This is a genomic window from Pseudomonas sp. AD21 (genome assembly GCF_002878485.1).
GTDB lineage: Bacteria > Pseudomonadota > Gammaproteobacteria > Pseudomonadales > Pseudomonadaceae > Aquipseudomonas.
The window spans coordinates 15455-40472 of sequence record NZ_NQYG01000020.1 but is presented as its reverse complement, the minus strand read 5'-3'; the positions used below and the strand labels follow the sequence as shown (position 1 = coordinate 40472).

Sequence of the window (25018 nt, the reverse complement as noted above, 5' to 3'; positions counted from 1 at the left end):
CTCGGCAGCTTGCTATCATCTGCCACTTCCATGGCATTCGCCGCCGATCCCGACTTCAAGGATTACGCCGTCACCCCCGTTTTCAGCGGCCCCAACCATGAACCGGTGCAGCAGGAACAAAGCAACCCGGTCATGGACAGCACCCGGGCGAAGGCCCTGCAAGGCAAGGTCAACTTCGCCGGCCATTACATCCTGTACAGGTTCGGCTGTGGCGGCGGCGCCATTTGTGGCGAAGTGCTGGACGCCCAGACCGGTGATGTCGTTGGCGGTCTTCCGAATGCCTATGACGGCAGCACTTTCGACACGACGTATTTGCCCGATAGTCGCTTGATCATCATTTCCGGCGTCACGCTCGATGGCGAAGAAGACGCCCAGGGAAATCGCCTGGAAAACCGTAACCGGGATCGGTACTACGAATTCGTGAACAATGAGTTCCGGCTGCTTGGCATGACCGACGTGGAATCACCGTCGATCGATGAGGAGTGAGTCGATGAACCGTCTTCTTGCGAGCAGCCTTTCGCTGTTGCTCTCGTTTCCAGCTTTCGCCGCTCCCAAGGACGCCTACACCCAGCGCGATGTCATGCAATGTGGCGGCGTTGAAGTGGTGATGGTGTCGTCCTGCCGATCCGTGACGGTGGATGACGCAGAAACCCACCTCATACCGGTCTGCTCCGATCAGACGATCAACATTGGCGGCAAAGTGTTGCGGCGCAATATCGACAAGGTTTCACAGCTCACGTCTGACGGTAAGAAGACTCAGATGCTGAGTAACGTGGCAGTGGAGATGGATTGTGTAAAAGGAAGCAAGGGCAGCCTGGTGTTCATCGGCGGTTATGGCGGGTGTGGATCCTGCCCGGAGTGGCGCGGGTATTACTCCACCGCTGGAAGGTTGGAGCATTACAGCTACAGCAATAGTTATCGGTCGTTTGGTTCGAAGGGGTCCTGGGAAGGGCTCATAGAGGCTTATGGCATCACTGAAAGACAGTTACAGCAAACAAGCCCTGCGGCTAAAAGGATCGAGTATGGGCAGCCTTAGATCCGCACTATTGCTCGCGAGTCTGTTGCTGGCGAATGGGGCTACGGCAGAAGAAGTGCGAGTCACTGGAGTCGACGGGCACACACTGACATTGCATTTGAAAGCAAAAGTATGGCCCGAACACTCAGTGGAAGCGGCGAGCGCGACCTTTACCGCGAATGGAAAAACATTCCCGCTCTACGGAACCGATATCGGGGTCGAAGTCCTTCCTCGATGGCTTAGCCCTGACAAGAAGACCTTACTCGTGAACCAAACGATGTATGGAATGTTGTCAGACGGGAGTGGTGAAGACAGCTTCCAGTCACGAAGTCACTGCGATGTGATTTCGATGGAGACCGGTTGTGTGCTGCTTCAGCGTGATGATCAGTTCTGCGCTGGCAAATGGGTGGGCAATAGCTGGACTACCGACGAGGGTGAAGTACTCAAACCTGAAATGGAGACACCTTCCCCACAGGCACTACTGAAAACCCTCTCGAACATTGAATCTGCGCAATATCGAGCCAGCGAGATCGAATGGAGCTTGGTCATGGGGGCGGATTCGTACATGGCTTGCCATCCACCGGCTCGAAATGTTCAGGGTCTTAATGATCTTGGCTTCTATTTAGCCGAGGGCGGCAACGATGCACTGGCGCTGAAGTTGTATCGCGGCGTTGAGGCCGTCGGTAAACGCACAGTACTGATGTTGAACATCGCCGATTCACTCTGGCGCCTTGATCGCAAAGATGAAGCGCAGCGCTATTACAGCCAGTACCGCGACGCGATGAGCGCCGACGGCAAGGCGCAGAAAATACCTCGACGCGTAGTTGAGCGATCCGCAATTCAGGGAATGAAAAATTGAACATGTTTGTGCGTTTTATCGCGTTGTCCTTTGTATGCCTGTTTGCCTCTCTTGCGATGGCCGAGGACGACTGCAAGGAAATCACCGTGAGCGCCCAGGTCGATCGGTGTGTGGAGGCAGCCCGCAAGGAAGCCGACACGCAACTCAATGCCAGCTACAAGAAACTGCTGGGACGGTTTGAGGCTCAACAACGGCTTGACCCTGAGCAGGGCAAGGCGCTGGTCGCCATGGCCAGAGAATCCCAGCGCGCCTGGATCAAGCTACGCGACACCACATGCCCGCTTGAAGCCACGGAAATCGAGCCAGGGGTGGCAGCGCATGTCACGACGATCAACAACTGCATGGCCAGACTGAGTCTGGAGCGTGCGGCTTACCTGGACACAATCGTCGCTGATGAGCCGGGTAATGTGCTCGATCTCAACAAGGTGTACCTGTCCGGCTCCCAGCGCTTCGGCAATGTCGTGGCACGTTATGTCAGCACCTTTGGCAGCCCATGCCTGACGGTCCAGATTCTGGCGCCCAACGGCGGTTGGAGAGTTCTGTCCTCCAAGCGGTTTTGCAGTTTTGACGGCAAATCGTTTTGGAATGGTTATGCCAGTGCATTGTTTGAGGATCATGCATTTGCTGCTGATGGTTTACACCTGACGCTCAGCTTGTTCGAGCTTCGTGGGGAAGGAGAGAAGCGGCTCGCTTGTGTGATACCGATCCAGAATGAGCGAATTGAAGAACTAAAGTGCGGCGCGCCTGAACCCGGTGCGTAATCGGACAAGCTCTATTGGGGTGTATTTGGACATCATTTGATTGAATCAAGGATTGAAGAAAGTGAAACGCGTATTGCAGAGCGTTCTCTGCGCTCTAACTTGTTGTGTCGCTGTACCGGGTTCTCCCGCGCTTGCTGCGCCCCAAGTCCTCAAGGAAATTCCGGCTAGCTTGCTGGGTGATGCATCACGGCAAAACGTATTTGTTCTGGCAGGAGATGCGGACGAGGCCTCCAACCGATTGTTGATTGCGCCGGTACAGACACGTGATGAGGACATCTTGCTCGATACGTCGAAGGCGCTGCCTCTGATCAAAAGTCAGTACTCGTCTGCGCTTCAGGGTGTCTTCAGCGTCCATGTACTCAAAGGTCGCCCTGGCGTCATGACCGTCATTGATCCACAGGCTGAGGAAGCTGTGGTCAAGCAGCCGTTCGTTGAGGCTGGGGATTACATCGCGCTAGTAACCAGCGAAGAAGATAACGCGGTTTATAACTTCAACCTGTTGTTCGCCTTCAACAGAGGTTCAAAGCAGTTTGAGCTGAAAGCTCTCCTGGAAGTGGCGAACAACGACTCCTGTGACCGGTCGCTTGTCAGCGTAGTGGAGTTGCCGGTGCAGACATTGGGCCCCATCACTCTCGCTTCTTTCGATGGGCGTGAAGCGCTGCAGAAGCTGCAGGTTGCTCGTACTGGCAGTATTAAGGGCGTGAGAAAGAAATTGATGACCGTCGATTCGGCTGATTTGCTGGATATGGCGCTGGCAGCCTACCGAAAGGGTGATGACTCTTCCTTCAAGGATACGATGAGCTACGCGTTGATGGGCGGCGGCTCGCATGACACTTGTCCCCCGGAAAGCTATATCGTCGCAAAGTACTACTACCCGCAGCGTCCCGGCTGGTCCAACGACCTTGGGTTTTTACTGGGCGAGGCGGGTTACTACGCTGAGTCGATTGAGTTGCTCAATGCAGTGATTGCCAACCACCCAAACAGGACGGTTGCTTACCTGAATCTCGCTGACAGTTATTGGGCCCTGAACGATAAAGAGCGGGCGGTGGCGGCATACAAGCAATACTCATCGCGAATGTCTGAAGCGGGGAAGGCTTCGAAGATCCCGGCGAGGGTGGGTGAGCGCCGCGCTTTGGCGCCCGAGGCGTGATCAACGCTCGTTGAGTTGCTGTAGATGTGTTTTCTGATACCTCATGAAACCGCTAAAGGAATGTTCGGTTTGAAATTTTTGCCTGCGTTTATTTCTGTGCTTCTTCTAATGCCACTGGCTGCGCACAGTGAAGTTTCTACACAGGTAAGGTGCTTCCGCTCGCTGGAAGGCAAAAATATCGATTTTGAATTCAGAACCTATTACGACGCGGCCGCCAAATGGAGCGGCGCAAGTGTCAGGTATAGCAAGTCGAAGAACGCCATTGCTCTGGTTCATCACCGAACCGAAGAATACGTCATGACGGAGGACGGCCCCTACGAATTCACGACGACTTGGGTGGAAGTTTCAGACGGTGCAGTGACGGGGCAGTATGTCATTGCAACGCAAGGCGCTCGGGTGAACTCGATGCGTTACACGAATTACAAATCCGGCAAACAGTATTCGTTCGATGAAGACTTCAGCATCGAGGCCTCCCCAGAGACGGGTTGTCAGTGGGGATAAAATCTTCAAGAAAGGGGACTTAACGTCCCCTTTTTTCATCCGTAAATCCCGCTACGACTTGGCTGCCAGGTTCCGCACTTCAATGTGGTCGAGCGTCCCTTCCACCATCAATCGCACCCCATCCGCCATTCTGCTCAGGGCCAGTGCAACCGAGCGGCGGGAGCCGTGGAGGTCGTCGGCGAGGTCGCAGGCGATGGCGCTGATGGACAGGAGGTCTTCGGAGGCGTTGGCCATGAGGGCTTCGGCGTCGGTGCCGGGGGTGAGGCTGAAGAGGCCGGTTTCGCGTTTGGGTTGGGATTCGGTGCGCGGCTTGAAGTGGTGGTCGAGGGCGCGTTCGGCGGCTTCGTGGAATTTCTTGGATTCCAGCGATTCGTAGGGCGATATGTCTGGGGTTTCGGGGGGATTGGGTGTTGGTTTGATCATAGATATTTTCCGAGTTATGGAGCCAACACCGTTTCGCTTGCTTCGAGAGGGTGGCAGCTGTGTATAGGTGTGCAAGACCGGACTCGGAAACCGGCAGACCCGAAGGCCTCCCATACACAGCCGCCATAACAGCTCGCGAGCATAGGAAAACGCCCGGCGAATAGCCATAACTGAATGCATAACGAGTCTGGACTTGCACGTCCGTATCACCAATTCGTGGTGACCTATTGAGGCTATCGATGAACCATCATCCTGCCTAGTTCACGCACAACACCACGCCTTGCAGGAAATTTCCCATAGATTTGCAGGCTGGAAGATCAAAAGATCGCAGCCTTCGGCAGCTCCTACAGGGATGTGTTTCAACAGGTGTAGGAAGTGGGATGCAGAAGCGTGACTTGGCGGTCATCGTGCGGGAAATGGGCTGCATCATCTTCCAATAGCGGCTGATAGTGGCGTTATCGTCTGAATCCCTTACACTGCCCCGGCCGTTCATTTTCCTTTTGAGGCTGTGCGCATGAAATTTCGTTTTCTTCTGTGGATGATGGGTTTGTTGATGGGTAAGGCCAGCCGGACAAATCCTGCGTTCCAGCAGCAGTTGGGTGACAAGGATCTGGTGTTTCAGCTGCAGACGCTGGACGGGAAAGTGGCGCGGCATTTCGTGGTGAAGAATCAGCGCGTTACCAGCAAGTCTGGTGTGGTGGCGGAGCCGGCGTTTGCGATTGCGTTCAAGGATGCGGGTTATGCCTTTGCCACGATGCAGGCGAAGAATAAGCAGCTGGCGTTTATGCAGGGGATTCAGGACAAGTCGATTCAGCTGAAGGGGAATCCGGCGCTGGTGATGTGGTTTCAGGGATTGATGAAGTATTTGAAGCCGAGGAAGGCCAAGCCTAAGGCTTGAGCCGAGTCTTGATCAGAAGAGCTTTTGTGGCGAGGGCGCTTGCTCCCGCTGGGCTGCGGAGCGGCCCTAAACCCTGAGGCCTTGTTGTGTCAGGCATATTTTGTTGGCTGGTTTTGCGACTGCTGCGCAGTCGAGCGGGACGGTGCGACGATTCGACAAGCTCCCTCGCCACAAGAGTTTGCTGAGCCAGTTGGATCGTGGTGGATTCTTCGCGAGCAGGCTCGCTCCCACAGGGGTTGTGTAAACCTTGGGGGAGCGGGCCTGTTTTGGTTCAGGCCTGGCTGAACTGCGACGCCAGTTCGCGCAGCAGGACTTCGGCTTCGAGGACTTTGCTGACCACGTCATTGGCTTTGTCGCGGCTCAGGCCGACGCGTTCGAGCAGGGCGTCGGGGATGTCTTCGTCGGGGCCGGAGCCGATGCCGCGGCTGCGCAGCAGGCGCACGGCCAGGCAGACGAGGTTCGGGTATTCGGCGTAGGCGCCGTCGTAGCTTGGGTCGTGCTGGAAGCGCAGGGCGGTTGCCAGTTCGTCTGGCATGTCCCAGTAGCGCATCAGCCAGGAGCCGATCTGTTCGCGGCTGATACCGAGCAGGTGTTGCTCGATGTAGCTGTGGCACAGGTGCGGGTTGACCTCCAGGTGGCGGCAGATCAGCGAGAAGTGCGGCGGAAAGACGTGGGCCAGCAGCAGGTAGCCGAAGTTGTGCAGCAGACCGGCCAGATACGTCAGGCCGGCTTCCGGGCGCTGGGCGCGCGGCATGGCGCGGGTCAGGCCTTCGATGACGGCGGCGGTGTAGATCGACTGCTGCCAGTACGGCGTGGTGTGTTGCGGGTGGTCTTTGGGCAGGCTCAGGGTCTTGCCGAGGGCCAGGCCCAGCGCAAGGTTGATCACCAGATCGAAGCCCAACACGCGAACGATCGCGTCTTCTACCGAACGAATCTTGCCCGGCGAGGCGTAATACGGCGATGCCGCCCAGCTCACCACTTGCGCGGCCAGCGCCGGGTCGGTTTCAACCACGCCGGTGATGTCGTCGATGGTAGCGTTGGGGTCGACGCGCAGCTTGATGATTTTTTGCGCGGTTTCGGCCAGTGGCGGAATCTCGATGGTCGCTTCCAGACGCTGCTGGATGCGCCGCGCGGTGAACGCTTGCACGGCCTGGGTGATTTCCTCGCGGTCATCGTCCGGGCGGTCGAGGTTCGGGCGGATGCTGCTCAGGGCTTCGCCGAAGTTGGCGGCGCTGGCCTTGGTCAGCATGGTCTTGAAGTCTTCGCTGGCGATTTCCAGCAGCAGGCCCGGCTCGCCGGAGTTGATCAGCAACTTCGGTTCGCGCAGCAGGCTTTCTTCGTACAGGCACGGCGAACTGGTCAGCGCCGGCAGGCCCGGCAGCAGGCTCAGGCTGTGTTTGCCGAGCATCTTTTCCAGGCGTTCGGTGGACACGGCGGTCAGGCGCCGGCCAGTGAGTTCGGCGAGGCGGTTGAGGTCGAGCAACTGGCTCTGCGGAAACAGCACCATCAGCGCACCCACAGCATCGTCCAGCAATACGGCTTGTACCTTGCGCGAAGCATTGAGGCCGTGGTGGTCGAGCACTTCTTCGTAGGCGATACCCAGCTTGCCGAGCAACAGCCGAATTACAGACGGCGCGTGCGGGAGTTCGGGGGCGAGAGCTGCGTCAGTCATGGTCTGTATCCGTTTTTGAAACAATGGCAGGAGTATAACCAGCTTGCTCGCGGCGGGCTTTGAGAAACTGCGACGGTGCTCACACTTGGCCGTATTGCTGCCCGTGGCGCAGCCAGCGGTCGAGCAACGGGCTGACGTGAGTCGGCCAGCGCTCCAGCAAGGCTTGTGCGGCATCGCGCACGGCGGGCAGCAGGTCGGCGTCGCGCATCAGGTCGGCGACCTTGAATTGCAGCAGGCCAGTCTGGCGCGTGCCGAGCATTTCGCCGGGGCCGCGCAGTTCGAGGTCTTTTTCGGCGATGACGAAGCCATCGTTGGTCTCGCGCATGATGCCCAGGCGCTGGCGACCGATCTGTGACAGCGGCGGATGGTAGAGCAGCACGCAATGGCTGACCGCGCTGCCCCGACCGACGCGGCCGCGCAATTGGTGCAGTTGTGCGAGGCCCAGGCGTTCGGGGTTTTCGATGATCATCAGGCTGGCGTTAGGCACGTCGACGCCGACTTCGATCACGGTGGTGGCGACCAGCAGTTGCAGGTTGCCGGCCTTGAATTCGGCCATGACCGCAGCTTTCTCGGCGGGTTTCATGCGGCCGTGAATCAGCCCGACCTTGAGCTCGCCGAGGGCGGCGGTGAGGTCTTCGAAGGTGGTTTCGGCGGCCTGACAGGTCAGCTCTTCCGACTCTTCAATCAGCGTGCACACCCAATAGGCCTGACGCCCTTCGGCGCAGGCACTGCGCACCCGTTCGATGACTTCGACCCGGCGGGTGTCGGTGACCAGCACGGTGTTGACCGGGGTGCGCCCGGGCGGCAATTCGTCGAGGATCGAGGTGTCGAGGTCGGCGTAGGCGCTCATCGCCAGTGTTCGAGGAATCGGCGTGGCGGTCATGATCAGTTGGTGCGGGCACATGCGTCCGCCGACGCCTTTCTGCCGCAGCGCCAGACGCTGCTGCACGCCGAAGCGGTGCTGTTCGTCGATGATCACCAGCGCCAGATTCTTGAACTGCACTTCGTCCTGGAACAGCGCGTGGGTGCCGACCACCATCGGTGTGCCGCTGGCGATCTGTTCCAGCGCGGCGAGGCGGTTCTTGCCCTTGAGCTTGCCGGCCAGCCACGCGACTTCAATGCCCAGCGGTTCGAGCCAGCGCTTGAAAGTGATGAAGTGTTGCTCGGCAAGGATCTCGGTCGGCGCCATCAGCGCGACCTGATAACCGGCCTCCAGCGCTTGCAGTGCAGCGAGGGCGGCGACCACGGTTTTGCCCGCGCCGACGTCGCCCTGAATCAGCCGCAGCATCGGTTCGTGCTGACTGAGGTCGTAGGCGATTTCGTTGCCCACGCGCTGTTGCGCGCCGGTCGGGTTGAAGCCGAGGTTGGCCAGGTATTTCGGCGGCAGCTTCGTGGCTTTCGGCATCGCCGGTGCGCGCAGAGAGCGCATGCTCTCGCGCAGACGCTGCTGCGACAGTTGATGGGTCAGCAGTTCTTCGAAGGCCAGACGATGCTGGGCCCAGTGATGACCGAGGGCCAGTTCATCGACATCGGCATCGGCGGGCGGGTTGTGCAGGTAGCGGATCGCATCGGCCAGTGGCGCCAATTGGTAGTCGCGGGCCAGTTCGCTCGGCAGCCAGTCGGGCAGGGTGGATGGCTTGAGCAGGGTCAAGGTCTGCATGCACAGCTGGCGCAGACGCTGTTGGGTCAGGCCTTCGGTGAGCGGGTAGACCGGGGTCAGGGTTTCGTCCACCGGTGGCGGTTCGTCGCCGGTGATGGCGCGGTATTCCGGGTGGTAGATTTCCAGCCCCGAGGCGCCGGGCCGCACTTCGCCGTAGCAGCGAATCCGCGTGCCGCGCTTGAGGCCTTCTTTCTGCGCATTGCTGAAATGGTAGAAGCGCAGGCTCAGGCCACCGGTGCCGTCCTGCATGCGCACGACCAGGCTGCGACGCCGGCCCATGACCACGTCGGCACCGCTGACGGTGCCCTCGACCACGGCGTCCTGGCCCGGTCGCAAGTGGCCGATCGGCACCACGCGGGTGCGATCCTGATAACGCAGCGGCAGGTGAAACAGCACGTCCTGGAGGTTCTCCAGACCGACCTTGGCCAGTTTCTCGGCCATGGCTTCGCCGACACCCTTGAGTGCCGTCACCGACACTTGCGACAGCTCAGTCATGACGCTCGCTTAACCGGCCGTAACCGGCGCTGCGGGTTTGGCAACCGAGCACAGGCGAACGGAATCGGCGAGGATCTCGATGGCTTTCGGTCGCGGGAAGCTGGCGCGCCAGGCAATGGCCACGGTGCGGAACGGCACCGGCGCCGACAACGGCCGTACTTCGATCACCCCCGGGGCGTAGTGATGGCTGTCCACCGCCGACAGCGGCAGGATCGAGATGCCCAGACCGGACGCGACCATGTGGCGGATGGTTTCCAGCGAGCTGGATTCCACCGTGGTGTGCTTGGCGCCGTCGTTGCCCTTGGTCAGGGTCGGGCAGGCTTCGAGCACCTGATCGCGGAAGCAGTGGCCTTCGCCGAGCAGCAGCAGGCTCTTGTCGTTGAGCAGGGCCGGGTCGATGGTTTCTTTTTGCGTCCACGGGTGCTGGGCCGGCATCAGCACATAGAACGGTTCGTCGTACAGCGGCAGGGTCAGCACGTCGGCTTCGTTGAACGGCAGGGCGATGATGATCGCGTCGAGCTCGCCGTTGCGCAGTTTGTCGCGCAGCACGTGGGTGAAGTTTTCTTCGATGTACAACGGCATCTGCGGGGCGACCCGGTGCAGTTGCGGAATCAGGTGCGGGAACAGGTACGGCCCGACGGTGTAGATCGCGCCGACTTTCAGCGGGGCGGTCAGCTGGTTCTTGCCGGCCTGGGCCAGCTCACGGATGCCTTGCGCCTGCTCCAGGACTTTCTGCGCCTGGGCAACGATGCCCTCGCCGACCGGGGTCAGGCGCACGGCGCTTTTGCTGCGCTCGAAAATCAACACACCGAGTTCGTCTTCAAGCTTTTTCACGCCCACCGACAGGGTCGGCTGGCTGACGTGGCAACGCTCGGCCGCGTGGCCGAAGTGCTGCTCTTGGGCGAGGGTAACGATGTAGCGTAATTCTGTGAGAGTCATAGCGAGCGTCCATGAAGTTGCGGGCCAAGCATAACGGCTGCAATCGATAGACGCACGTTATCAGACTGAGTGAGGAATGCGACACCGGGCAATGTCGGTTTGCCGCGCGTGGATACGCAAAAGGCACCTTTCGGTGCCTTTTTTGGCTTGGTTCTCTCAGATGGCGGAGAATCCTTGTAGGAGTGAGCCTGCTCGCGATGGGGTCGTGTCAGTCAATAATTTATCGTCTGATACACCGCTATCGCGAGCAGGCTCACTCCTACAGGTTTTGCGTTGCCTTAGCGGCGGCGTTCGAGGGAGTAAACAAACGGCGCAACAATTTCGATCGAGCCGTTGTTGAGCATGTCGGCCGGCGGCTTGGGCAGCGGTTGTGCGCGGCGGATCATTTCCAGGGTGGCCCGGTCCAGATCGGCGTTGCCGGAGCGGCCCACCAGTTCGAACGACAACACGTTGCCTTCGCCATCGACCACGAAGCGCAGGCGGTTCAAGCCTTCCTTGCCCCGCGCCTGTGCGCTTTGCGGGTACTTTTTGTACTTCGCCAAATGCGCGAGCAGGGTGCCTTGCCAACTGGCCTTGGCGGCCATTTGCGCGGGCGACGGGCCCGGTGCCGGCTGAGCGGATTTCTCCGTCGGTGCCTGGGTCGGTTGCGTATCGGCCGGTTTTTCCTCGGAAGGCTTTTCCTTCGGCGGATCTGGCAGCTTTTTCTCGACGGGCTTCGGCGGCTGAGGCTTTGGCTTCGGTTTAGGTTTAGGTTTCGGCACCGCGATTTCAGCCTTCGGTGCTTCAGCCAGTTTCGGAATCGGCAACTCTTCGACCGGAGCTGGTGGCTGCGGCGGTTTGACGACTTTCGGCGGAGCAGGCGGTGGCGGGGCCGGAACCGGTGCCAGCTCGACCATCATTGCCTGCGGCGGCAGTTCGATGGGCGGGCGGGCGGTCCAGTTCAGCGCCAGCGCGATGGCCAGCGCGTGAACGCCCAGCACCACGGCCAGGCTACCGCTGTAACGCGTCAGCTTATGGCGCGTCGTGATCATTTCTTGGCTGCGCTCTCAAGGCCTACCAGGCCGACCTTCAGGTAACCGGCCGAGCGCAATTTATCCATCACGCTCATCAGGTCGCCGTAGTCCACGCCTTTGTCGGCCTGGAAGAAGATGGTGGTGTCTTTCTTGCCCTGGGTCTTGGCGTCGAGCATTGCGCCGAGTGTGTCGGCGTTGACTTCGTCGTCGCCGATGTACAGGCGCTGATCGGCTTTTACGCTGAGGAACACCGGTTTCTCTGGCCGCGGCGCCGGTTTGGCGGTCGAGGCTGGCAGGTCGACTTTGATGTCCACGGTGGCCAGCGGCGCGGCCACCATGAAGATGATCAGCAGCACCAACATTACGTCGATGAACGGCGTGACGTTGATTTCGTGGTTCTCGGCCAGATCGTCGTCTGCGCCTTCTTTCAAATGCAGGCCCATGGCCGATTACCCCACTTTGACCATGTGCGGCTGCGAGCTGCTGCGCTCAGGCTGGTGGTCGAGGTCACGGCTGACCAGCAGCAGGACCTGCGCCGAAGCGTCGGAGACCTGCGCCTTGTAGCCGGCGATGGAACGGGCGAACACGTTGTAGATCACTACCGCCGGGATCGCTGCGACCAGACCCAGTGCGGTGGCCAGCAACGCTTCGGCGATGCCCGGCGCGACGACGGCGAGGTTGGTGGTCTGGGTCTTGGCGATGCCGATGAAGCTGTTCATGATGCCCCACACGGTACCGAACAGGCCGACGAACGGCGCGGTGGAACCGATGGTGGCGAGGACGCCGGTGCCGCTGCTCATGTTGCGGCCACAGGCAGCGACCAGACGCTCAAGGCGGAAGCTCACGCGCTCCTTGATGCCTTCTTTTTCACGGCTGTTGACCGACAGACGCATCTCTTCGAGGGCGTCGTGCACCAGCAGGTTGGCCAGGGTGCCTTCTTTGGCAGCCGTCGCGCTGGCTTCCTTGAGGGTGGCGGCTTTTTTCAGGGCGGCGATTTCACCCCGCAGACGACGCTTGGCGCCCATCAGCTCGAAGCCTTTGGCGATCCAGATGGTCCAGGTGATGATGGAGGCGATGGCCAGACCGATCATCACGATTTTCACGATGATGTCGGCGTTCTGGTACATGCCCCATGGCGACAGGTCGTGGGCCATGCCCAGGGTGTTGTCGGCTTCCAGCTGTTGCGGGTCGATCTGCTTTGCCAGTTCACCGAACTTGGCCAGGGATGCTTGTACTTCTGGCGGCAGTGAGGATGTGTCGACGCTGCCGTCAGGATTTCTCGGTACGTCCTGTGGAGCGGTGGCGGTCGCCGGGTTGGCAGCGGGGGCGGTGGCGTCAGCAAGGGCTGCAACCGGTGCCAGCATCAGGCTGAGCAACAGGGCCGCCACCGCGCTCCAGGCGCGAGGTCGTGTGGTTGGCGAAGCGGGGGATTGATTACGTGTCATGCTGGCCGGACCTGAGATAGAAAAACGGTGATGCTCTTCCAGGCCTCGTGAGGCCGAGAACAAAAGTGACGTGCATTATTGCAAGTAATTCTTGTTAACTAAAGTAATAGAGTCTCTTTTTTTCCTTGATTGCTAACCACTCGTCACCCGGTGAGCGTGGTTTAAGCCCTTGTAACGGGAGTTTTTGAATGTCTGCGCCTTCGGTTTTAATCGCCGGTTGTGGTGATGTCGGGAGCCGTCTGGCCAAGCAATTGGTGGTCGGCGGATGGGAAGTGCACGGCCTGCGTCGCGACGTTTCGCGTCTGCCTGAGGGCGTCATTGGTGTGGCTGGTGACCTGTTCAAGGAAGACTGCCCCGAGGCTTGGCCGTTCGGCGCGGTGGATTACCTGGTGTATTGCGCGGCAGCCACCGATCACGACGAGGCCGGTTATCGCGCCGCGTATGTGCAGGGTTTGCAGAACGTGCTGAGCTGGCTGGGCGACTATGGCCAGGTGCCCGAGCGGCTGATCTTCGTGTCCAGCAGCAGCGTGTATGGCCAGCAGGAAGGGGAGTGGGTCGACGAGAACTCAGAGACCGTCGCCAGCGGCTATTCCGGACGACTGATGCTCGAAGCCGAGCAGGTTGCGCTTAACAGCGGCATTCCTGCGAGCATCCTGCGTCTGACTGGCATCTACGGCCCGGGTCGCGAATGGCTGCTGACTCAGGTGCGTCGCGGTTATCGGGTGGCGGTCGAGCCGCCGCTGTACGGCAATCGCATTCATGCCGATGACGCTGCCGGCTTAATGGCTTTTCTGTTGGAAGCGGATCGTCGGGGTGAACCGTTGCAAGACATCTATATCGGTGTGGACGACGCGCCGGCGCCGCTGGCCGAGGTGGTCGCGTGGCTGCGCGATTATCTGGGGGTTACCGAGTGGGCGGACGACGCCAGCGTGCGCCGCACCGGTAGCAAGCGCTGCAGCAATGCGCGGGCGAAGGCGTTGGGCTGGACGCCGACGTATCCGAGTTACCGCGAGGGTTATGCCGCGATTCTCGAGGGTACGTGCTGACTTCCAGGCGCCCCAAGCAACTGTAGGAGTGAGCCCTGCTCGCGATGAGGCCATAACATTCAACACTTATGTTGGCTGTTAAACCGTCATCGTGAGCAGGCTCACTCCTACAGGGTAATGTGTTGCTCTCGGGGATGCTTACTGCTTCTCGAGCAACCACTTGCGCTCACCCGGGGTGAACTGCGGCATCTCGTCTGCCAGTGCGCTGTTCACCGCCTGGAAAATCTCCAGGGCTTTGCCTTTGCGGGCAAAGATCCAGTTGTTGCCTTGGCCGTTGAGTTGCAGCCACATGCTGTCGTGGTCGCTGTTCATCGAGGCGCAGTCGCCTGCCAGGCACAGGGCGTAGCGGTCAGCACCGGGCAGGCCGGAGACCTGGCCGTCAGCCTGGAATTGCACGGTGTTGCCTTCGCCGTCGCCGCTGGCGATCTTCCAGCTGCCGCCCAGGTAGGCCGAATACAGCGCGCGTTCGAAGCTGGCACCAATCGGCGCGCCTTCCGGCACAGGGATTTGCGCACGATCGAACAACTGGTCGGGTTCGTTCTCGCTGGCGGCCTGTTTCATCTGGCCGCCGTCGCGTTTCAGCTCGCTGCCGGAGCTGCCATAGAAGTCGACTTTCCAGGCGCCGGACTGTTCGCCCTGCAGCCGTCCTTCGACGTTCTCGAAACCGTTGGTGTAGCGGGCCTGACCGGCCTTGGTGTTGACGTCCCACTCCAGATTCGGGCCATAGGCCTGAAGCGCTTCGCGCAGGGGGCCGCCCTTGGCAGCAGCATCGATCGCCACCTGATTGATCCAGGTGCCGCTGATGTCATGGTCGGCAGGGTTGCTGGCGCAGCCGCCGAGGAAAATGGCGAGCAGCGGGAGAGCTAGCGCTTTGCGCATGGTGGAATCCTTTCAAAACCTTTTCTTGCAGAGCAGTCGGCGCGGCGGTTGAGGGCCGCGCCGTGCGCATCACTCGATGACCAGGATGGCATCCATTTCGACTTGCGAGCCTTTTGGCAGCGCGGCAACGCCGATGGCGGCGCGGGCCGGGTAAGGCTGGTCGAAGTATTTGCCCATGATCTCGTTGACCTTGGCGAAGTGGCTCAGGTCGGTGAGGAAGATGTTCAGCTTGACGATGTCCTTGAACGAACCACCGGCCGCTTCGGCGACGGCTTTCAGGTTCTCGAACACCTGGACGGTCTGGGCTTCGAAGCCTTCAACCAGCTCCATGGTCTTTGGGTCCAGAGGAATCTGACCCGACATGTAGACGGTGTTGCCGGCCTTGATCGCCTGGGAGTAGGTGCCGATGGCAGCTGGGGCCTTGTCGCTGGTGATAACAGTCTTGGTCATGTATGACTCCTTGTAATGGTTGAGTTATGCACGCATGCGGGTGATGCGGATGACCCCGGTCAGGGCGCGCAGTTTCTTGATCACGCGGGCCAGGTGCACACGGTCGTGGACGCTGACCACCAGTTGGACGACGCTGATGCGACCATCGCGCTCGTCCATGCTGATTTTCTCGATATTGCCGTCGGCTGCGTTGACGCTGCTGGCCAGCAGGGCGATCAGGCCACGCTGGTGTTCCAGTTCGACGCGCAGTTCGACGTTGAATTCGCCGGTGACATCCTTGGCCCACGAGAGCTGGATGCATTTTTCCGGGTTGTGGCGGATTTCGCTGATGTTGCGGCAGTTGTCCAGGTGCACGACCATGCCTTTGCCGGCCGACAGGTGCCCGACAATCGGGTCGCCCGGGATCGGCGTGCAGCACTTGGCGTAGCTCAGGACCAGGCCTTCAGTGCCGCGAATCGCCAGCGGGCCTTCCGGACTTGGCAGCTGTTCGCCTTCACCGAGCAGTCGACGCGCCACGACATAGGCCATGCGGTTGCCCAGGCCAATGTCTTCGAGCAGGTCTTCGATCAGTTCCAGGCGGTATTCGCTGAGCATCGCCTTGACGCGCTCGGCCGGAATCTTCTCCAGCGCGCTGTCGAAACCGTTGAGCACTTTGTTCAGCAGGCGTTCGCCGAGGCTGATGGATTCGGAACGACGTTGCAGTTTCAGCGCGTGGCGGATGTGCGTACGTGCCTTGCCGGTGACCACGAAGTTGAGCCACGCCGGGTTCGGCCGCGCACCGGGTGCACTGACGATCTCGACCGTGGAGCCGCTTTGCAGCGGCTCGGACAGCGGCGCGAGACGGCGGTTGATCCGGCAGGCGATGCAGCTGTTGCCGACGTCGGTGTGCACCGCGTAGGCAAAGTCGACCGCCGTGGAGCCTTTGGGCAGCTCCATGATCCGGCCTTTGGGCGTGAACACGTAGACCTCGTCCGGGAACAGGTCGATCTTCACGCTCTCGATGAATTCCAGCGAGTTACCGGCACGTTGCTGCATTTCCAGCACGCCTTTGACCCACTGGCGGGCGCGGGCATGGGTGCCTTTCGGCTGTTCGTCACCGCTGGACTTGTACAGCCAATGGGCGGCGATGCCGTTGTTGGCCATCTCTTCCATTTCGCGGGTACGGATCTGAATCTCGATCGGTACACCGTGCATGCCGAACAGCGTGGTGTGCAGCGATTGATAGCCGTTGGCCTTGGGGATCGCGATGTAATCCTTGAAGCGCCCCGGCAACGGTTTGTACAAATTATGTACAGCACCCAGCACGCGGTAGCAGGTATCGACCTTGTCGACGATGATCCGGAACGCATAGACGTCCATGATCTCGTTGAAGGCCCGGCGCTTGCCGCGCATTTTCTTGTAGATGCCGTAGAGGTGTTTCTGGCGGCCGCTGACTTCGCCCTGGATGCCGTCGATGGCGAGGCAGTGGCCGAGGGATTCTTCGATCTTGTTGACGATTTCCTTGCGATTGCCCCGGGCGCGCTTGACCGCCTGGTAGATCCGCGCGGAACGCATCGGGTGCATCGCCTTGAAACCGAGGTCTTCGAATTCGATACGAATCGCGTGCATGCCCAGGCGGTTGGCGATGGGCGCGTAGATCTCGAGCGTTTCCTTGGCGATCCGGCGGCGTTTTTCCCCGGACAGCACTTCCAGTGTGCGCATGTTGTGCAGGCGGTCGGCGAGTTTGACCAGGATCACGCGAATGTCGCGTGCCATGGCCATGGCCATTTTCTGGAAGTTTTCAGCCTGGGCTTCGGCCTTGGTCTCGAAGTTCATCTGGGTCAGTTTACTGACCCCGTCGACCAGTTCGGCCACGGTTTCACCGAACTGCGCTTGCAGCGCTTCCTTGGCGATACCGGTGTCTTCGATCACGTCATGCAGCATCGCGGCCATCAGGCTCTGATGGTCCATGTGCATGTCGGCAAGAATATTGGCCACGGCAAGAGGATGCGTGACGTACGCCTCGCCGCTGCGACGGCGCTGACCGTCATGGGCTTGTTCGGCGTAGAAATACGCTCGGCGGACCAGGTTGACCTGGTCGTTGCCGAGGTAGGTCGATAAGCGATCGGCGAGGGCGTCTATGCTCGGCATGATGACTCCTGCCGTAGGCTGTGTTCCCGCGCCGTGCTACGTCGACCAGGCATAGGCTTAGACGGCCTCGTTGGACTCGTCCTCGAAAGCAGCGAAGAGCGGTTCATCCTGGACGATTTCCTGCTCGGCGATGAACTCGTAGCTCATCAGGCCTTCAGCGATTTCACGCAGGGCGACAACGGTAGGCTTGTCGTTTTCCCACTGGACCAGTGGCTCTTTGCCGCCGGTGGCCAGTTGACGGGCACGCTTGGTAGAGAGCATGACCAGCTCAAAGCGGTTTTCCACGTGTTCTAGGCAGTCTTCAACGGTTACGCGGGCCATGGTATTCCTCGGAGCGAATGCAATATGCGCGCTGCCCGGTTGGGCGAGCGGACTCAACAGTTTAAAAAATCACCAGCGATTAGGGAAGCGCTGATTTTTTGACCAGACCCTTCAACGCGCTGCAAGCACCAATGTAAAGCGCTTGCAGCGGTTTTGGGAAGTGCTGATTAACCGAGCAATTCGGCCAGCAATTTGCCGAAACGCACTTGCTGGCGTTTCTGTTGCAGCTGATTGGCGCGGAAAATTGCCTTCAGATCGTCCAGTGCGTGGGCGAAATCGTCGTTGATGATCAGGTAGTCGTACTCGACATAGTGACTCATCTCGCTGACCGCTTCGCGCATCCGACCGTCGATGATCTCGTCGCTGTCCTGACCGCGGTTGGTCAGGCGCTGGTGCAGGGCCTGCAGCGACGGCGGCAGAATGAAGACCGAGCGGGCCTGCGGCATCAACTTGCGCACTTGCTCGGCGCCTTGCCAGTCGATTTCCAGGATCAGGTCGTGACCTTCGTCCAGGGTTTGCTGCAGGTGGCTTTGCGAGGTGCCGTAAAAGTTGCCGAAGACCTCGGCGCGTTCGAGGAAGTCACCGTGTTCGCCCATTTTCACAAAGGCTTCGCGGGTCACGAAGTGATAGTTCACGCCGTCCACTTCGCCCGGACGCATGGCGCGGGTGGTGTGGGAAATCGAGACGCGGATTTCCGGGTTGGTGTCGGTCAACGCCTTGACCAGGCTGCTCTTGCCTGCGCCCGATGGGGCGGAAATGATGTACAGGGTGCCGGTGCTGTGGGTCATGTCTGTTGCCTTACTCAATATTCTGCACTTGTTCGCGCATCTGCTCGATCAACACCTTGAGGTTGACGGCGGCTTGGGTGCTGCGCGGGTCGAAGGCCTTGGAGCCCAGTGTGTTGGCTTCGCGGTTGAGCTCTTGCATCAGGAAGTCCAGGCGCCGCCCGGCGGCACCTCCGGATTTGAGTACCCGGCGAACTTCGATGATGTGGGTACTCAGGCGATCCAGTTCTTCGGCCACATCGCTCTTTTGCGCGAGCATGACCATTTCCTGCTCCAGGCGCTGCGGGTCCAGCTCGGCCTTCATGTCGGTGAAGCGGTCGAGGACTTTCTGGCGCTGGGTCGCGAGCATCTGTGGAACCAGTTCGCGCAGGGTCACGACGTCTTCTTCAATCGAGGTCAGGCGCTCGTTGATCAGGCGAGCCAGCTCCGCGCCTTCGCGCTCGCGGCCGGCCTTGAGCTCCTTGAGGCCCTGATTGAACAGTGCCAGGGCCTCGGCGTTCAGTGCTTGCGGATCGGTCGCGTCGGCCACCAGCACGCCAGGCCAGGCCAGCACTTCCAGTGGGTTCAGCGCCGCCGGGTTCTTGATCAGGCCGGCAACGGTTTCGGCTGCGGCAACCAGTTGTGCAGCGCGCTCACGGTCGACTTGCAGCGGCTTGCCGGTGCTTTCTTCGGTAAAGCGCAGGGTGCATTCCAGTTTGCCCCGCGACAGGCCCTGGCGCAGCGCTTCACGCACGGCGCCTTCGAGGTCGCGGAACGACTCCGGCAGGCGCAGGTGCGGTTCCAGATAGCGGCTGTTGACCGAGCGCAGCTCCCAACTCAGGGTGCCCTGGACGCCGGCTTTCTCGACGCGGGCGAAGGCGGTCATGCTGTGCACCATGGCGGTGACCTCGCAATACAGATCGGCGCAGAAGGGATGTTCCGCAGGCTCGATATCAATGAATTTAAGCCGACTGGCAGCAAAGGCGCAGGATTGTAGCGCAGTGCGGCGGATGCGCCCAAACACACGGTGTGACAAAGGGCTGCAGGCCGTCGGTTATGCGCGTTTCAGGGCCTTGGGTCGACGGCCGGAGTTTTTAACCCGTGCCCAGGCACGGTGCAGCGCTCTATAATGCTCGGCAGTTTTCCGTCCCCAGTACAGGTATTCCCTATGAAACGTCCAAGTGGTCGCGCTGCCGATCAGCTCCGCTCGATCCGCATTACCCGCAACTACACCAAACACGCCGAGGGATCCGTACTGGTCGAATTCGGTGATACCAAAGTCATCTGCACCGTCAGCGTCGAAAACGGCGTGCCGCGTTTCCTCAAAGGCCAGGGCCAAGGCTGGTTGACCGCCGAATACGGCATGCTGCCGCGCGCCACTGGCGAGCGTAACCAGCGTGAAGCCAGCCGTGGCAAGCAGGGCGGCCGTACCCTGGAAATCCAGCGTCTGATCGGCCGTTCCCTGCGTGCCGCGCTGGACATGTCCAAGCTGGGCGACGTGACCCTGTACGTCGACTGCGACGTGATCCAGGCTGACGGCGGCACCCGTACTGCGTCGATCACCGGCGCCATGGTGGCACTGGTCGATGCACTGAAAGTGATCAAGAAGCGCGGCGGCCTGAAAGGCGGCGACCCGCTCAAGCAGATGATCGGCGCGGTATCGGTCGGCATGTATCAGGGCGAACCGGTGCTGGATCTGGACTATCTTGAAGATTCCGCCGCCGAGACCGACCTCAACGTGGTGATGACCAGCACCGGTGGCTTCATCGAGGTCCAGGGCACCGCCGAAGGCGCGCCGTTCCAGCCTGAAGAGCTGAACGCCATGCTGGAACTGGCCAAGAAAGGCATGAACGAAATCTTCGAACTGCAACAAGCGGCACTGGCCGACTGAGCAGGTTCGTAACCCGCAAGGAGGACGCGATGAGTGATGAGCAAGAGTTGCTGCCCAAACCGAGCCAGGAGGTTCGTCAATGGGCGATGTTTTGTCACTTGTCCGCCTTGCTGGGGATCTGGATCCCGTTCGGTAACCTGATCGGGCCGTTGATCCTGTGGCAGATGAAGCGCGAAACCGATCCGTTCATCGATGCCCAGGGCAAGGAAGCGCTGAACTTTCAGATCACCGTGGCGATTGCTGCAGCGATCTGTCTGCTGCTGATGGTGTTGATCATCGGCTTCTTCCTGCTGGGGTTGCTGGCCATCGGCGCGCTGGTGCTGACGATCATTGCCGGGGTGAAGGCGAACGAAGGCTTTCCCTACCGTTATCCGTTCACCTGGCGACTGATCAAATAATGATCAATGCAAGGTCTCCGTGACTCGCAAAGTTTTAATACAAATGCCCTGACTTGTCAGGGCATTTGTGTTTTTGCAACTCGAGTAATTACTCTTTCGTGTAGGAGCAGTTCTATCTGCGACAAACGGTAGTCGATATTTTTTATATATTTAACTCTTACACTTTTAGTCACAACTGCAATGCTTTAACGCGAGCTCAGTCCTTGGCAACAGGACTTGGCGATTGTTAAGGTTGCTCCGCGCCACGTTGCTTCAGAAATATCTCGATATATTCAAGCCATCGAAGGTCCTTGAATTCCAAATCAATCAGTGTTGAGACAATCAGCCGATTCAATAGGCGTGCGCGGGTAAAAAGTGCGCCTGATGAATACATAGCCAAGAATACCCCCAATGATCCAGCTCGATTTTTATGGAACGCTCGTGGCCGCCTCTCTGGTGCTTTTACTGGGGCGCGGACTTATTGCACGAGTCGGTTTTCTGCGTAATTACAATATCCCTGAACCCGTCGCCGGTGGACTCGTGGTTGCGCTGGGTTTATTGATGTTGCGAACTTTTGATATAGAAATCAGATTCGATACTTCACTGCAAACGCCTTTGATGTTGGCATTCTTTGCCACAATCGGTTTGAGCGCAGACTTTGCCAACCTGAAAAAGGGTGGTCGCGTAGTCGGCATATTTCTACTGGCGGTTACCGGGCTTCTAGTGGTTCAGAACGCGTTGGGCATTGGCCTTGCCAAAACGTTGGGTCTTGATCCGTTAATGGGGCTCTTGACGGGTTCGATCACGCTTGCGGGCGGTCACGGTACGGGTGCGGCATGGGGCACGGTATTCAGTGAAAAGTACGGCCTCGCTTCGGCCTCCGAGCTTGCAATTGCGTCGGCGACCTTCGGCCTGGTTCTGGGTGGTTTGATTGGTGGGCCGGTGGCTCGCCTGCTCATCAAGCGTGTTGAGGTGCCGGGTTGCCAGTTTCAAGAAACGCCACGGATGCCAAAGGGTTTTGAGCAGCCGAACAAAGAGCGTTCGATTACGCCCTTTTCGTTTATCGAGACACTGGCTCTGATTGCGGTCAGTTTATTGGCAGGCAATCTTCTGAATGGTTTTCTGCACGGAACCGCATTCGAGTTGCCGACGTTTGTCTGCGTTTTGTTCGTGGGAGTGGTGCTACGTAATGGGCTATCGGCGCTGGGCCTGTATCAGGTATTCGAGCGTGAAGTGTCGGTGCTGGGCAATGTCAGCCTGTCGCTGTTTCTGGCAATTGCCTTGATGTCTCTCAAGCTCTGGGATCTGGCAGCGTTGGCACTGCCGATATTCATCATCCTGGCTGCGCAAACGTTGGTCATGGCGCTGTTTGCGATTTTCGTGACATTCAGAGTGATGGGCAGTAACTACGACGCGGCGGTCCTGGCGGCAGGGCATTGCGGCTTTGGGTTGGGTGCGACACCAACGGCCATCGCCAACATGCAGGCGGTGACGCAGCGTTTCGGGCCTTCGCAGATTGCGTTTCTGGTTGTGCCGATGGTCGGTGCATTCTTCATCGACATCATCAACGTGATCGTCATCAAGCTTTACCTGGCCTTGCCGTTTTTTGTCGCCGTCTGAGGTTTGGGCTGCTTCAGGCACGGCATAAAAAATGCCCGTATCGCGAGATACGGGCATTTTTTAACGACGAATCGACGCTTAGATGGTCAGCGTCCAGTCGTAGTCGACGATCAGCGGCGCGTGCTGCGAGAACCGAGGCTGACGCGGCAGGCGTGCACTGCGCACGAAGCGCCGCAGGCCCGGGGTCAGGATCTGGTAGTCGAAGCGCCAGCCGAGATTAAGCATCTCGGCCTGTTCGTTGTCCGGCCACCAGCTGTACTGGTCGCCTTCGCGGCTGACTTCACGCAGCGCATCGACATAACCCATGTTGCCGACAATCTCGTCCATCCAGGCGCGTTCTGGCGCCAGGAAGCCCGGGGATTGCTGGCTGTCGCGCCAGTTTTTGATGTCGAGCTTCTGCTGCGCGACGTACAGCGAGCCACAATAAATGTACTCGCGACGTTTGCGCCGCTGTTTGTCCAGGTACTTGCCGAAGTCGTCCATGAGCTTGAACTTCTGGTTCAAGTCCTCATCGCCGTTCATCCCCGAAGGGAGCAGCAAGGTGGCAATACTGACTTTGTCGAAATCTGCTTGCAGGTAGCGCCCGTAGCGGTCGGCCGTCTCGAAACCGAGACCGCTGATGACAGCCTTCGGTTGCAACCGCGAATACAAAGCCACGCCACCTTGGGCAGGGACTTCAGCATCGCAGGCATAAAGGAAGTAGCCGTCCAGTTGGAAGGCTGGGTCATCCAGTTCAAAGGCGGAGGCACGGGTGTCCTGCAGGCAGATGACGTCGGCATTCTGAGCCTGCAGCCAACTGAGCAAACCACGCTCGACTGCAGCCTGAATACCATTGACGTTCACACTGATGATCCGCATAAATGGCCCCAAAAATCGCGTGCGTGTATGATACACGGCGTCAAGCTAATTAGCTAAATCCGTGGTATTTGGGGTTTTTTTCATGCAAGCGTATCAGCGCGATTTCATTCGTTTTGCCATCGATCGCGGCGTTTTGCGCTTCGGTGAGTTCACCCTGAAGTCCGGGCGCACCAGTCCCTACTTCTTCAACGCTGGCCTGTTCAACTCAGGTTCGGCCCTGGCGCAGTTGGGGCGTTTCTACGCTGCTGCCATTGCCGAAAGCGGTATTCCCTTCGACGTGCTGTTTGGCCCAGCCTACAAAGGCATCCCGCTGGCGGCGACCACTGCCGTGGCGCTGGCCGAACACCACAACCGTGACCTGCCTTGGTGCTTCAACCGCAAGGAAGCCAAAGCTCACGGCGAGGGCGGCAGCCTGGTCGGCGCGCCGTTGACCGGCGATGTACTGATCATCGACGACGTGATCACCGCCGGCACCGCGATCCGTGAAGTGATGCAGATCATCGCTTCCCAGGACGGCGCCAAGGCTGCCGGCGTGCTGATCGCCTTGAACCGTCAGGAGCGTGGCAACGGCGAGTTGTCGGCGATCCAGGAAGTCGAACGCGATTTCGGTATTCCGGTGATCAGCATTGTTTCGCTGAATCAGGTACTGGAATTTCTCGCTGACGACCCGCAGCTCAAGCAACACCTGCCCGCTGTAGAAGCCTACCGCGCCCAGTTCGGCGTCTGACTGCGGTCAGCTTTTTGTCGGAGCGGGCTTGCTCGCGAATGCAGATGTTCATTCAGCATTGATGTCGACTGACACGACGCATTCGCGAGCAAGCCCGCTCCCACATGGGATATGCGGTAATAAAAAGACCCCGCTCAGCCAGGCTGTGCGGGGTCTTTTTGTTTTCGGTCAGCGCAGGTTTCGCCATTTTCTGATCAGTTTCAGGGTCAGGCTTGCATTGATCAGTGCAAAAGCCAGCAACGCCAGAACCACCATCACATACAGCGTGCGATCAACATCGAAATTCCACAGATCCAGCGTGCTGCTGCGGATAATCCCCAGCGCACTCGGCAGGTTGACGTAAAACAACGCCGTAAAAGCGCACGTCAGCGGCAGCGCACGCCAGTAAAAAGCATCCTTGACCTTCTCTCGACTGCGCCTGCGATTCTGTGGGCCCGACTGGTATTCATCCAGCGCCAACGCTTCACTGAGTGTCGGCCACGCCAGATTGAACAGAAAAGTGGTCAGGGTCAGCAGCAAGCCACTGACCGCGACGATGTCACCGAACGGCATTGAGTCCCAGCGTCGCACACAGTAATGCGTGGCTATCCTCGCTGATCTCGAACTGTCCGGCGCTGCCTTTGCGCTTGGTGATGGGTTTGAAGGTCGGCTCGTTCTGAGTGATCAGCATGTTCAGCTCATCGCGGATCACGTCCGAGCTGATGACCACCAGAAACACGGTTTGCGCGTGTTCGGCCGTCTCGATCACGGCACGCATGCTGTGCTGAAGGATGTCGTCGAGTTGATTGCGAAAGCGCGACACGGTGTTTTTCAGCAGGGTTTTGCTTTGGCTCTGGGTGAGCTGGAAGATCGTCGAGATCTGCGATTCGGTCGGCAGTGTTTGCCCGAAATAGCTTTGAATCAGATAGAGCAGACGATCCTGCTTGGCCTCATCGGCCCGGCTGGGCATGCCGCCTTCGACCAGCATTTTCAGGTATTCGGTCAGGCTGGCCTTGGCGATTCGCTGCAGGGCATGGGTGATTTCCGCGTCGCCTATGCGCAAGGTTTTCTTGACCGGTTCCTTTTGTTCCAGTTCGAAAGCCTCGGCGTCGATCGTGAACGAGATCTGCATGGCTCAATCGCTC

At 59.4% G+C, this 25018-nt stretch carries 28 protein-coding genes; 12 read left to right on the top strand and 16 right to left on the bottom strand.

Features of this window, described 5'->3' with window-relative positions:
• The first annotated feature begins 30 nt into the window (after window positions 1-30).
• The 6 genes from PseAD21_RS14605 (at window position 31) to PseAD21_RS14580 (ending at window position 4286) form a co-directional block, all read left to right on the top strand.
• A complete protein-coding gene (locus tag PseAD21_RS14605) occupies window positions 31-486 on the top strand; it encodes a hypothetical protein (protein WP_003229533.1) in 456 nt (151 codons plus the stop codon).
• 4 nt (window positions 487-490) lie between these two features.
• Complete coding sequence (locus tag PseAD21_RS14600) at window positions 491-1036, top strand: hypothetical protein (protein ID WP_102356293.1); 546 nt, start codon at window positions 491-493, stop codon at window positions 1034-1036.
• Window positions 966-1874, top strand: a complete 909-nt coding sequence (locus PseAD21_RS14595; RefSeq protein WP_226500777.1) for a type IV pilus biogenesis/stability protein PilW — start codon at window positions 966-968, stop codon at window positions 1872-1874. The genes PseAD21_RS14600 and PseAD21_RS14595 overlap by 71 nt, the downstream gene beginning before the upstream one ends.
• Window positions 1875-1876: 2 nt before the next feature.
• Window positions 1877-2635 (top strand): lysozyme inhibitor LprI family protein, encoded by a 759-nt coding sequence (locus tag PseAD21_RS14590; RefSeq protein ID WP_102356292.1) that lies wholly within the window; start codon window positions 1877-1879, stop codon window positions 2633-2635.
• Window positions 2636-2696: 61 nt separating this feature from the next.
• On the top strand, window positions 2697-3785 hold the full coding sequence (locus PseAD21_RS29660) for a M48 family metallopeptidase (RefSeq protein ID WP_102356291.1): 1089 nt from the start codon (window positions 2697-2699) through the stop codon (window positions 3783-3785).
• 60 nt (window positions 3786-3845) lie between these two features.
• Entirely contained in the window at window positions 3846-4286 is a 441-nt protein-coding gene (locus tag PseAD21_RS14580; protein WP_102356290.1) for a hypothetical protein, read from the top strand.
• Window positions 4287-4337: 51 nt separating this feature from the next.
• Here PseAD21_RS14580 and PseAD21_RS14575 read toward each other — a convergent pair whose 3' ends face one another.
• The gene (locus PseAD21_RS14575) at window positions 4338-4709 is read right to left on the bottom strand and encodes a DUF6124 family protein (RefSeq protein WP_027610398.1); all 372 of its coding nucleotides are present in this window, start codon (window positions 4707-4709) and stop codon (window positions 4338-4340) included.
• A 514-nt stretch (window positions 4710-5223) separates the two neighbouring features.
• On the opposite strand from PseAD21_RS14575, the gene PseAD21_RS14570 reads away from it, so the two are divergent.
• Window positions 5224-5607 (top strand): helicase, encoded by a 384-nt coding sequence (locus tag PseAD21_RS14570; protein WP_003229522.1) that lies wholly within the window; start codon window positions 5224-5226, stop codon window positions 5605-5607.
• 271 nt (window positions 5608-5878) lie between these two features.
• Here the strand turns inward: PseAD21_RS14570 and PseAD21_RS14565 are convergent, their stop codons facing one another.
• The 6 genes from PseAD21_RS14565 to exbB all read right to left on the bottom strand — a co-directional run bounded on the left by PseAD21_RS14565 (window position 5879) and on the right by exbB (window position 12831).
• Window positions 5879-7279, bottom strand: a complete 1401-nt coding sequence (locus PseAD21_RS14565; RefSeq protein ID WP_102356289.1) for an aminoacyl-tRNA deacylase and HDOD domain-containing protein — start codon at window positions 7277-7279, stop codon at window positions 5879-5881.
• A 79-nt stretch (window positions 7280-7358) separates the two neighbouring features.
• The gene (gene recG, locus PseAD21_RS14560) at window positions 7359-9434 is read right to left on the bottom strand and encodes an ATP-dependent DNA helicase RecG (protein ID WP_102356288.1); all 2076 of its coding nucleotides are present in this window, start codon (window positions 9432-9434) and stop codon (window positions 7359-7361) included.
• Between the two features lie 9 nt (window positions 9435-9443).
• Window positions 9444-10373 (bottom strand): hydrogen peroxide-inducible genes activator, encoded by a 930-nt coding sequence (locus PseAD21_RS14555; protein WP_025112699.1) that lies wholly within the window; start codon window positions 10371-10373, stop codon window positions 9444-9446.
• A gap of 278 nt (window positions 10374-10651) precedes the next feature.
• Entirely contained in the window at window positions 10652-11404 is a 753-nt protein-coding gene (locus PseAD21_RS14550) for an energy transducer TonB (RefSeq protein ID WP_102356287.1), read from the bottom strand.
• On the bottom strand, window positions 11401-11829 hold the full coding sequence (gene exbD, locus PseAD21_RS14545) for a TonB system transport protein ExbD (RefSeq protein WP_102356286.1): 429 nt from the start codon (window positions 11827-11829) through the stop codon (window positions 11401-11403). The genes PseAD21_RS14550 and exbD overlap by 4 nt, the downstream gene beginning before the upstream one ends.
• Window positions 11830-11835: 6 nt before the next feature.
• Entirely contained in the window at window positions 11836-12831 is a 996-nt protein-coding gene (exbB, locus tag PseAD21_RS14540) for a tonB-system energizer ExbB (protein ID WP_102356285.1), read from the bottom strand.
• Between the two features lie 188 nt (window positions 12832-13019).
• On the opposite strand from exbB, the gene PseAD21_RS14535 reads away from it, so the two are divergent.
• Window positions 13020-13877: an SDR family oxidoreductase gene (locus PseAD21_RS14535; RefSeq protein ID WP_102356284.1), complete on the top strand. Its 858-nt coding sequence runs from the start codon at window positions 13020-13022 to the stop codon at window positions 13875-13877.
• Window positions 13878-14015: 138 nt separating this feature from the next.
• Here PseAD21_RS14535 and PseAD21_RS14530 read toward each other — a convergent pair whose 3' ends face one another.
• The 6 genes from PseAD21_RS14530 to PseAD21_RS14505 form a co-directional block, all read right to left on the bottom strand.
• Window positions 14016-14756 (bottom strand): hypothetical protein, encoded by a 741-nt coding sequence (locus PseAD21_RS14530; RefSeq protein ID WP_102356283.1) that lies wholly within the window; start codon window positions 14754-14756, stop codon window positions 14016-14018.
• 69 nt (window positions 14757-14825) lie between these two features.
• Window positions 14826-15206 carry a RidA family protein gene (locus PseAD21_RS14525; protein ID WP_003229509.1) on the bottom strand — a complete coding sequence of 127 codons (381 nt, stop codon included), beginning with the start codon at window positions 15204-15206 and terminating at the stop codon, window positions 14826-14828.
• Between the two features lie 24 nt (window positions 15207-15230).
• Window positions 15231-17336 carry a bifunctional GTP diphosphokinase/guanosine-3',5'-bis pyrophosphate 3'-pyrophosphohydrolase gene (gene spoT, locus PseAD21_RS14520; protein ID WP_007962359.1) on the bottom strand — a complete coding sequence of 702 codons (2106 nt, stop codon included), beginning with the start codon at window positions 17334-17336 and terminating at the stop codon, window positions 15231-15233.
• Window positions 17337-17393: 57 nt separating this feature from the next.
• A complete protein-coding gene (rpoZ, locus tag PseAD21_RS14515; RefSeq protein ID WP_008030604.1) occupies window positions 17394-17657 on the bottom strand; it encodes a DNA-directed RNA polymerase subunit omega in 264 nt (87 codons plus the stop codon).
• A 167-nt stretch (window positions 17658-17824) separates the two neighbouring features.
• Window positions 17825-18445 carry a guanylate kinase gene (gene gmk / locus PseAD21_RS14510; protein WP_102356282.1) on the bottom strand — a complete coding sequence of 207 codons (621 nt, stop codon included), beginning with the start codon at window positions 18443-18445 and terminating at the stop codon, window positions 17825-17827.
• Window positions 18446-18455: 10 nt separating this feature from the next.
• Entirely contained in the window at window positions 18456-19319 is an 864-nt protein-coding gene (locus tag PseAD21_RS14505) for a YicC/YloC family endoribonuclease (protein ID WP_102356281.1), read from the bottom strand.
• A gap of 270 nt (window positions 19320-19589) precedes the next feature.
• On the opposite strand from PseAD21_RS14505, the gene rph reads away from it, so the two are divergent.
• The 3 genes from rph (at window position 19590) to gltS (ending at window position 22309) form a co-directional block, all read left to right on the top strand.
• A complete protein-coding gene (gene rph, locus PseAD21_RS14500; protein WP_064589819.1) occupies window positions 19590-20312 on the top strand; it encodes a ribonuclease PH in 723 nt (240 codons plus the stop codon).
• A gap of 29 nt (window positions 20313-20341) precedes the next feature.
• Entirely contained in the window at window positions 20342-20710 is a 369-nt protein-coding gene (locus PseAD21_RS14495; RefSeq protein WP_003229492.1) for a DUF4870 domain-containing protein, read from the top strand.
• Between the two features lie 390 nt (window positions 20711-21100).
• Window positions 21101-22309 carry a sodium/glutamate symporter gene (gene gltS, locus PseAD21_RS14490; protein ID WP_102356280.1) on the top strand — a complete coding sequence of 403 codons (1209 nt, stop codon included), beginning with the start codon at window positions 21101-21103 and terminating at the stop codon, window positions 22307-22309.
• A 78-nt stretch (window positions 22310-22387) separates the two neighbouring features.
• Here gltS and PseAD21_RS14485 read toward each other — a convergent pair whose 3' ends face one another.
• A complete protein-coding gene (locus tag PseAD21_RS14485) occupies window positions 22388-23167 on the bottom strand; it encodes an exodeoxyribonuclease III (protein ID WP_007920349.1) in 780 nt (259 codons plus the stop codon).
• 82 nt (window positions 23168-23249) lie between these two features.
• Here PseAD21_RS14485 and pyrE point away from each other — a divergent pair, with 82 nt between their 5' ends.
• Window positions 23250-23894 (top strand): orotate phosphoribosyltransferase, encoded by a 645-nt coding sequence (gene pyrE, locus PseAD21_RS14480; protein ID WP_011336558.1) that lies wholly within the window; start codon window positions 23250-23252, stop codon window positions 23892-23894.
• Window positions 23895-24062: 168 nt separating this feature from the next.
• Here the strand turns inward: pyrE and PseAD21_RS14470 are convergent, their stop codons facing one another.
• Together PseAD21_RS14470 and PseAD21_RS14465 are read right to left on the bottom strand one after the other, a co-directional pair.
• Entirely contained in the window at window positions 24063-24446 is a 384-nt protein-coding gene (locus PseAD21_RS14470) for a hypothetical protein (protein ID WP_102356279.1), read from the bottom strand.
• Window positions 24433-25005: a hypothetical protein gene (locus tag PseAD21_RS14465; RefSeq protein WP_102356278.1), complete on the bottom strand. Its 573-nt coding sequence runs from the start codon at window positions 25003-25005 to the stop codon at window positions 24433-24435. Before PseAD21_RS14465 ends, PseAD21_RS14470 begins: the two co-directional genes overlap by 14 nt.
• Between the last annotated feature and the right edge of the window lie 13 nt (window positions 25006-25018).

What these genes read in the sequence shown, in the direction of transcription:
- PseAD21_RS14605 (WP_003229533.1), top strand. Translation starts at nt 31, where the DNA reads ATGGCATTCGCCGCCGATCCCGACTTCAAGGATTACGCCGTCACCCCC.
- PseAD21_RS14600 (WP_102356293.1), top strand. Translation starts at nt 491, where the DNA reads ATGAACCGTCTTCTTGCGAGCAGCCTTTCGCTGTTGCTCTCGTTTCCA.
- PseAD21_RS14595 (WP_226500777.1), top strand. Translation starts at nt 966, where the DNA reads ATGGCATCACTGAAAGACAGTTACAGCAAACAAGCCCTGCGGCTAAAA.
- PseAD21_RS14590 (WP_102356292.1), top strand. Translation starts at nt 1,877, where the DNA reads ATGTTTGTGCGTTTTATCGCGTTGTCCTTTGTATGCCTGTTTGCCTCT.
- PseAD21_RS14580 (WP_102356290.1), top strand. Translation starts at nt 3,846, where the DNA reads ATGTTCGGTTTGAAATTTTTGCCTGCGTTTATTTCTGTGCTTCTTCTA.
- PseAD21_RS14575 (WP_027610398.1), bottom strand. Translation starts at nt 4,709, where the DNA reads ATGATCAAACCAACACCCAATCCCCCCGAAACCCCAGACATATCGCCC.
- PseAD21_RS14570 (WP_003229522.1), top strand. Translation starts at nt 5,224, where the DNA reads ATGAAATTTCGTTTTCTTCTGTGGATGATGGGTTTGTTGATGGGTAAG.
- PseAD21_RS14565 (WP_102356289.1), bottom strand. Translation starts at nt 7,279, where the DNA reads ATGACTGACGCAGCTCTCGCCCCCGAACTCCCGCACGCGCCGTCTGTA.
- recG (WP_102356288.1), bottom strand. Translation starts at nt 9,434, where the DNA reads ATGACTGAGCTGTCGCAAGTGTCGGTGACGGCACTCAAGGGTGTCGGC.
- PseAD21_RS14555 (WP_025112699.1), bottom strand. Translation starts at nt 10,373, where the DNA reads ATGACTCTCACAGAATTACGCTACATCGTTACCCTCGCCCAAGAGCAG.
- PseAD21_RS14550 (WP_102356287.1), bottom strand. Translation starts at nt 11,404, where the DNA reads ATGATCACGACGCGCCATAAGCTGACGCGTTACAGCGGTAGCCTGGCC.
- exbD (WP_102356286.1), bottom strand. Translation starts at nt 11,829, where the DNA reads ATGGGCCTGCATTTGAAAGAAGGCGCAGACGACGATCTGGCCGAGAAC.
- exbB (WP_102356285.1), bottom strand. Translation starts at nt 12,831, where the DNA reads ATGACACGTAATCAATCCCCCGCTTCGCCAACCACACGACCTCGCGCC.
- PseAD21_RS14535 (WP_102356284.1), top strand. Translation starts at nt 13,020, where the DNA reads ATGTCTGCGCCTTCGGTTTTAATCGCCGGTTGTGGTGATGTCGGGAGC.
- PseAD21_RS14530 (WP_102356283.1), bottom strand. Translation starts at nt 14,756, where the DNA reads ATGCGCAAAGCGCTAGCTCTCCCGCTGCTCGCCATTTTCCTCGGCGGC.
- PseAD21_RS14525 (WP_003229509.1), bottom strand. Translation starts at nt 15,206, where the DNA reads ATGACCAAGACTGTTATCACCAGCGACAAGGCCCCAGCTGCCATCGGC.
- spoT (WP_007962359.1), bottom strand. Translation starts at nt 17,336, where the DNA reads ATGCCGAGCATAGACGCCCTCGCCGATCGCTTATCGACCTACCTCGGC.
- rpoZ (WP_008030604.1), bottom strand. Translation starts at nt 17,657, where the DNA reads ATGGCCCGCGTAACCGTTGAAGACTGCCTAGAACACGTGGAAAACCGC.
- gmk (WP_102356282.1), bottom strand. Translation starts at nt 18,445, where the DNA reads ATGACCCACAGCACCGGCACCCTGTACATCATTTCCGCCCCATCGGGC.
- PseAD21_RS14505 (WP_102356281.1), bottom strand. Translation starts at nt 19,319, where the DNA reads ATGGTGCACAGCATGACCGCCTTCGCCCGCGTCGAGAAAGCCGGCGTC.
- rph (WP_064589819.1), top strand. Translation starts at nt 19,590, where the DNA reads ATGAAACGTCCAAGTGGTCGCGCTGCCGATCAGCTCCGCTCGATCCGC.
- PseAD21_RS14495 (WP_003229492.1), top strand. Translation starts at nt 20,342, where the DNA reads ATGAGTGATGAGCAAGAGTTGCTGCCCAAACCGAGCCAGGAGGTTCGT.
- gltS (WP_102356280.1), top strand. Translation starts at nt 21,101, where the DNA reads ATGATCCAGCTCGATTTTTATGGAACGCTCGTGGCCGCCTCTCTGGTG.
- PseAD21_RS14485 (WP_007920349.1), bottom strand. Translation starts at nt 23,167, where the DNA reads ATGCGGATCATCAGTGTGAACGTCAATGGTATTCAGGCTGCAGTCGAG.
- pyrE (WP_011336558.1), top strand. Translation starts at nt 23,250, where the DNA reads ATGCAAGCGTATCAGCGCGATTTCATTCGTTTTGCCATCGATCGCGGC.
- PseAD21_RS14470 (WP_102356279.1), bottom strand. Translation starts at nt 24,446, where the DNA reads ATGCCGTTCGGTGACATCGTCGCGGTCAGTGGCTTGCTGCTGACCCTG.
- PseAD21_RS14465 (WP_102356278.1), bottom strand. Translation starts at nt 25,005, where the DNA reads ATGCAGATCTCGTTCACGATCGACGCCGAGGCTTTCGAACTGGAACAA.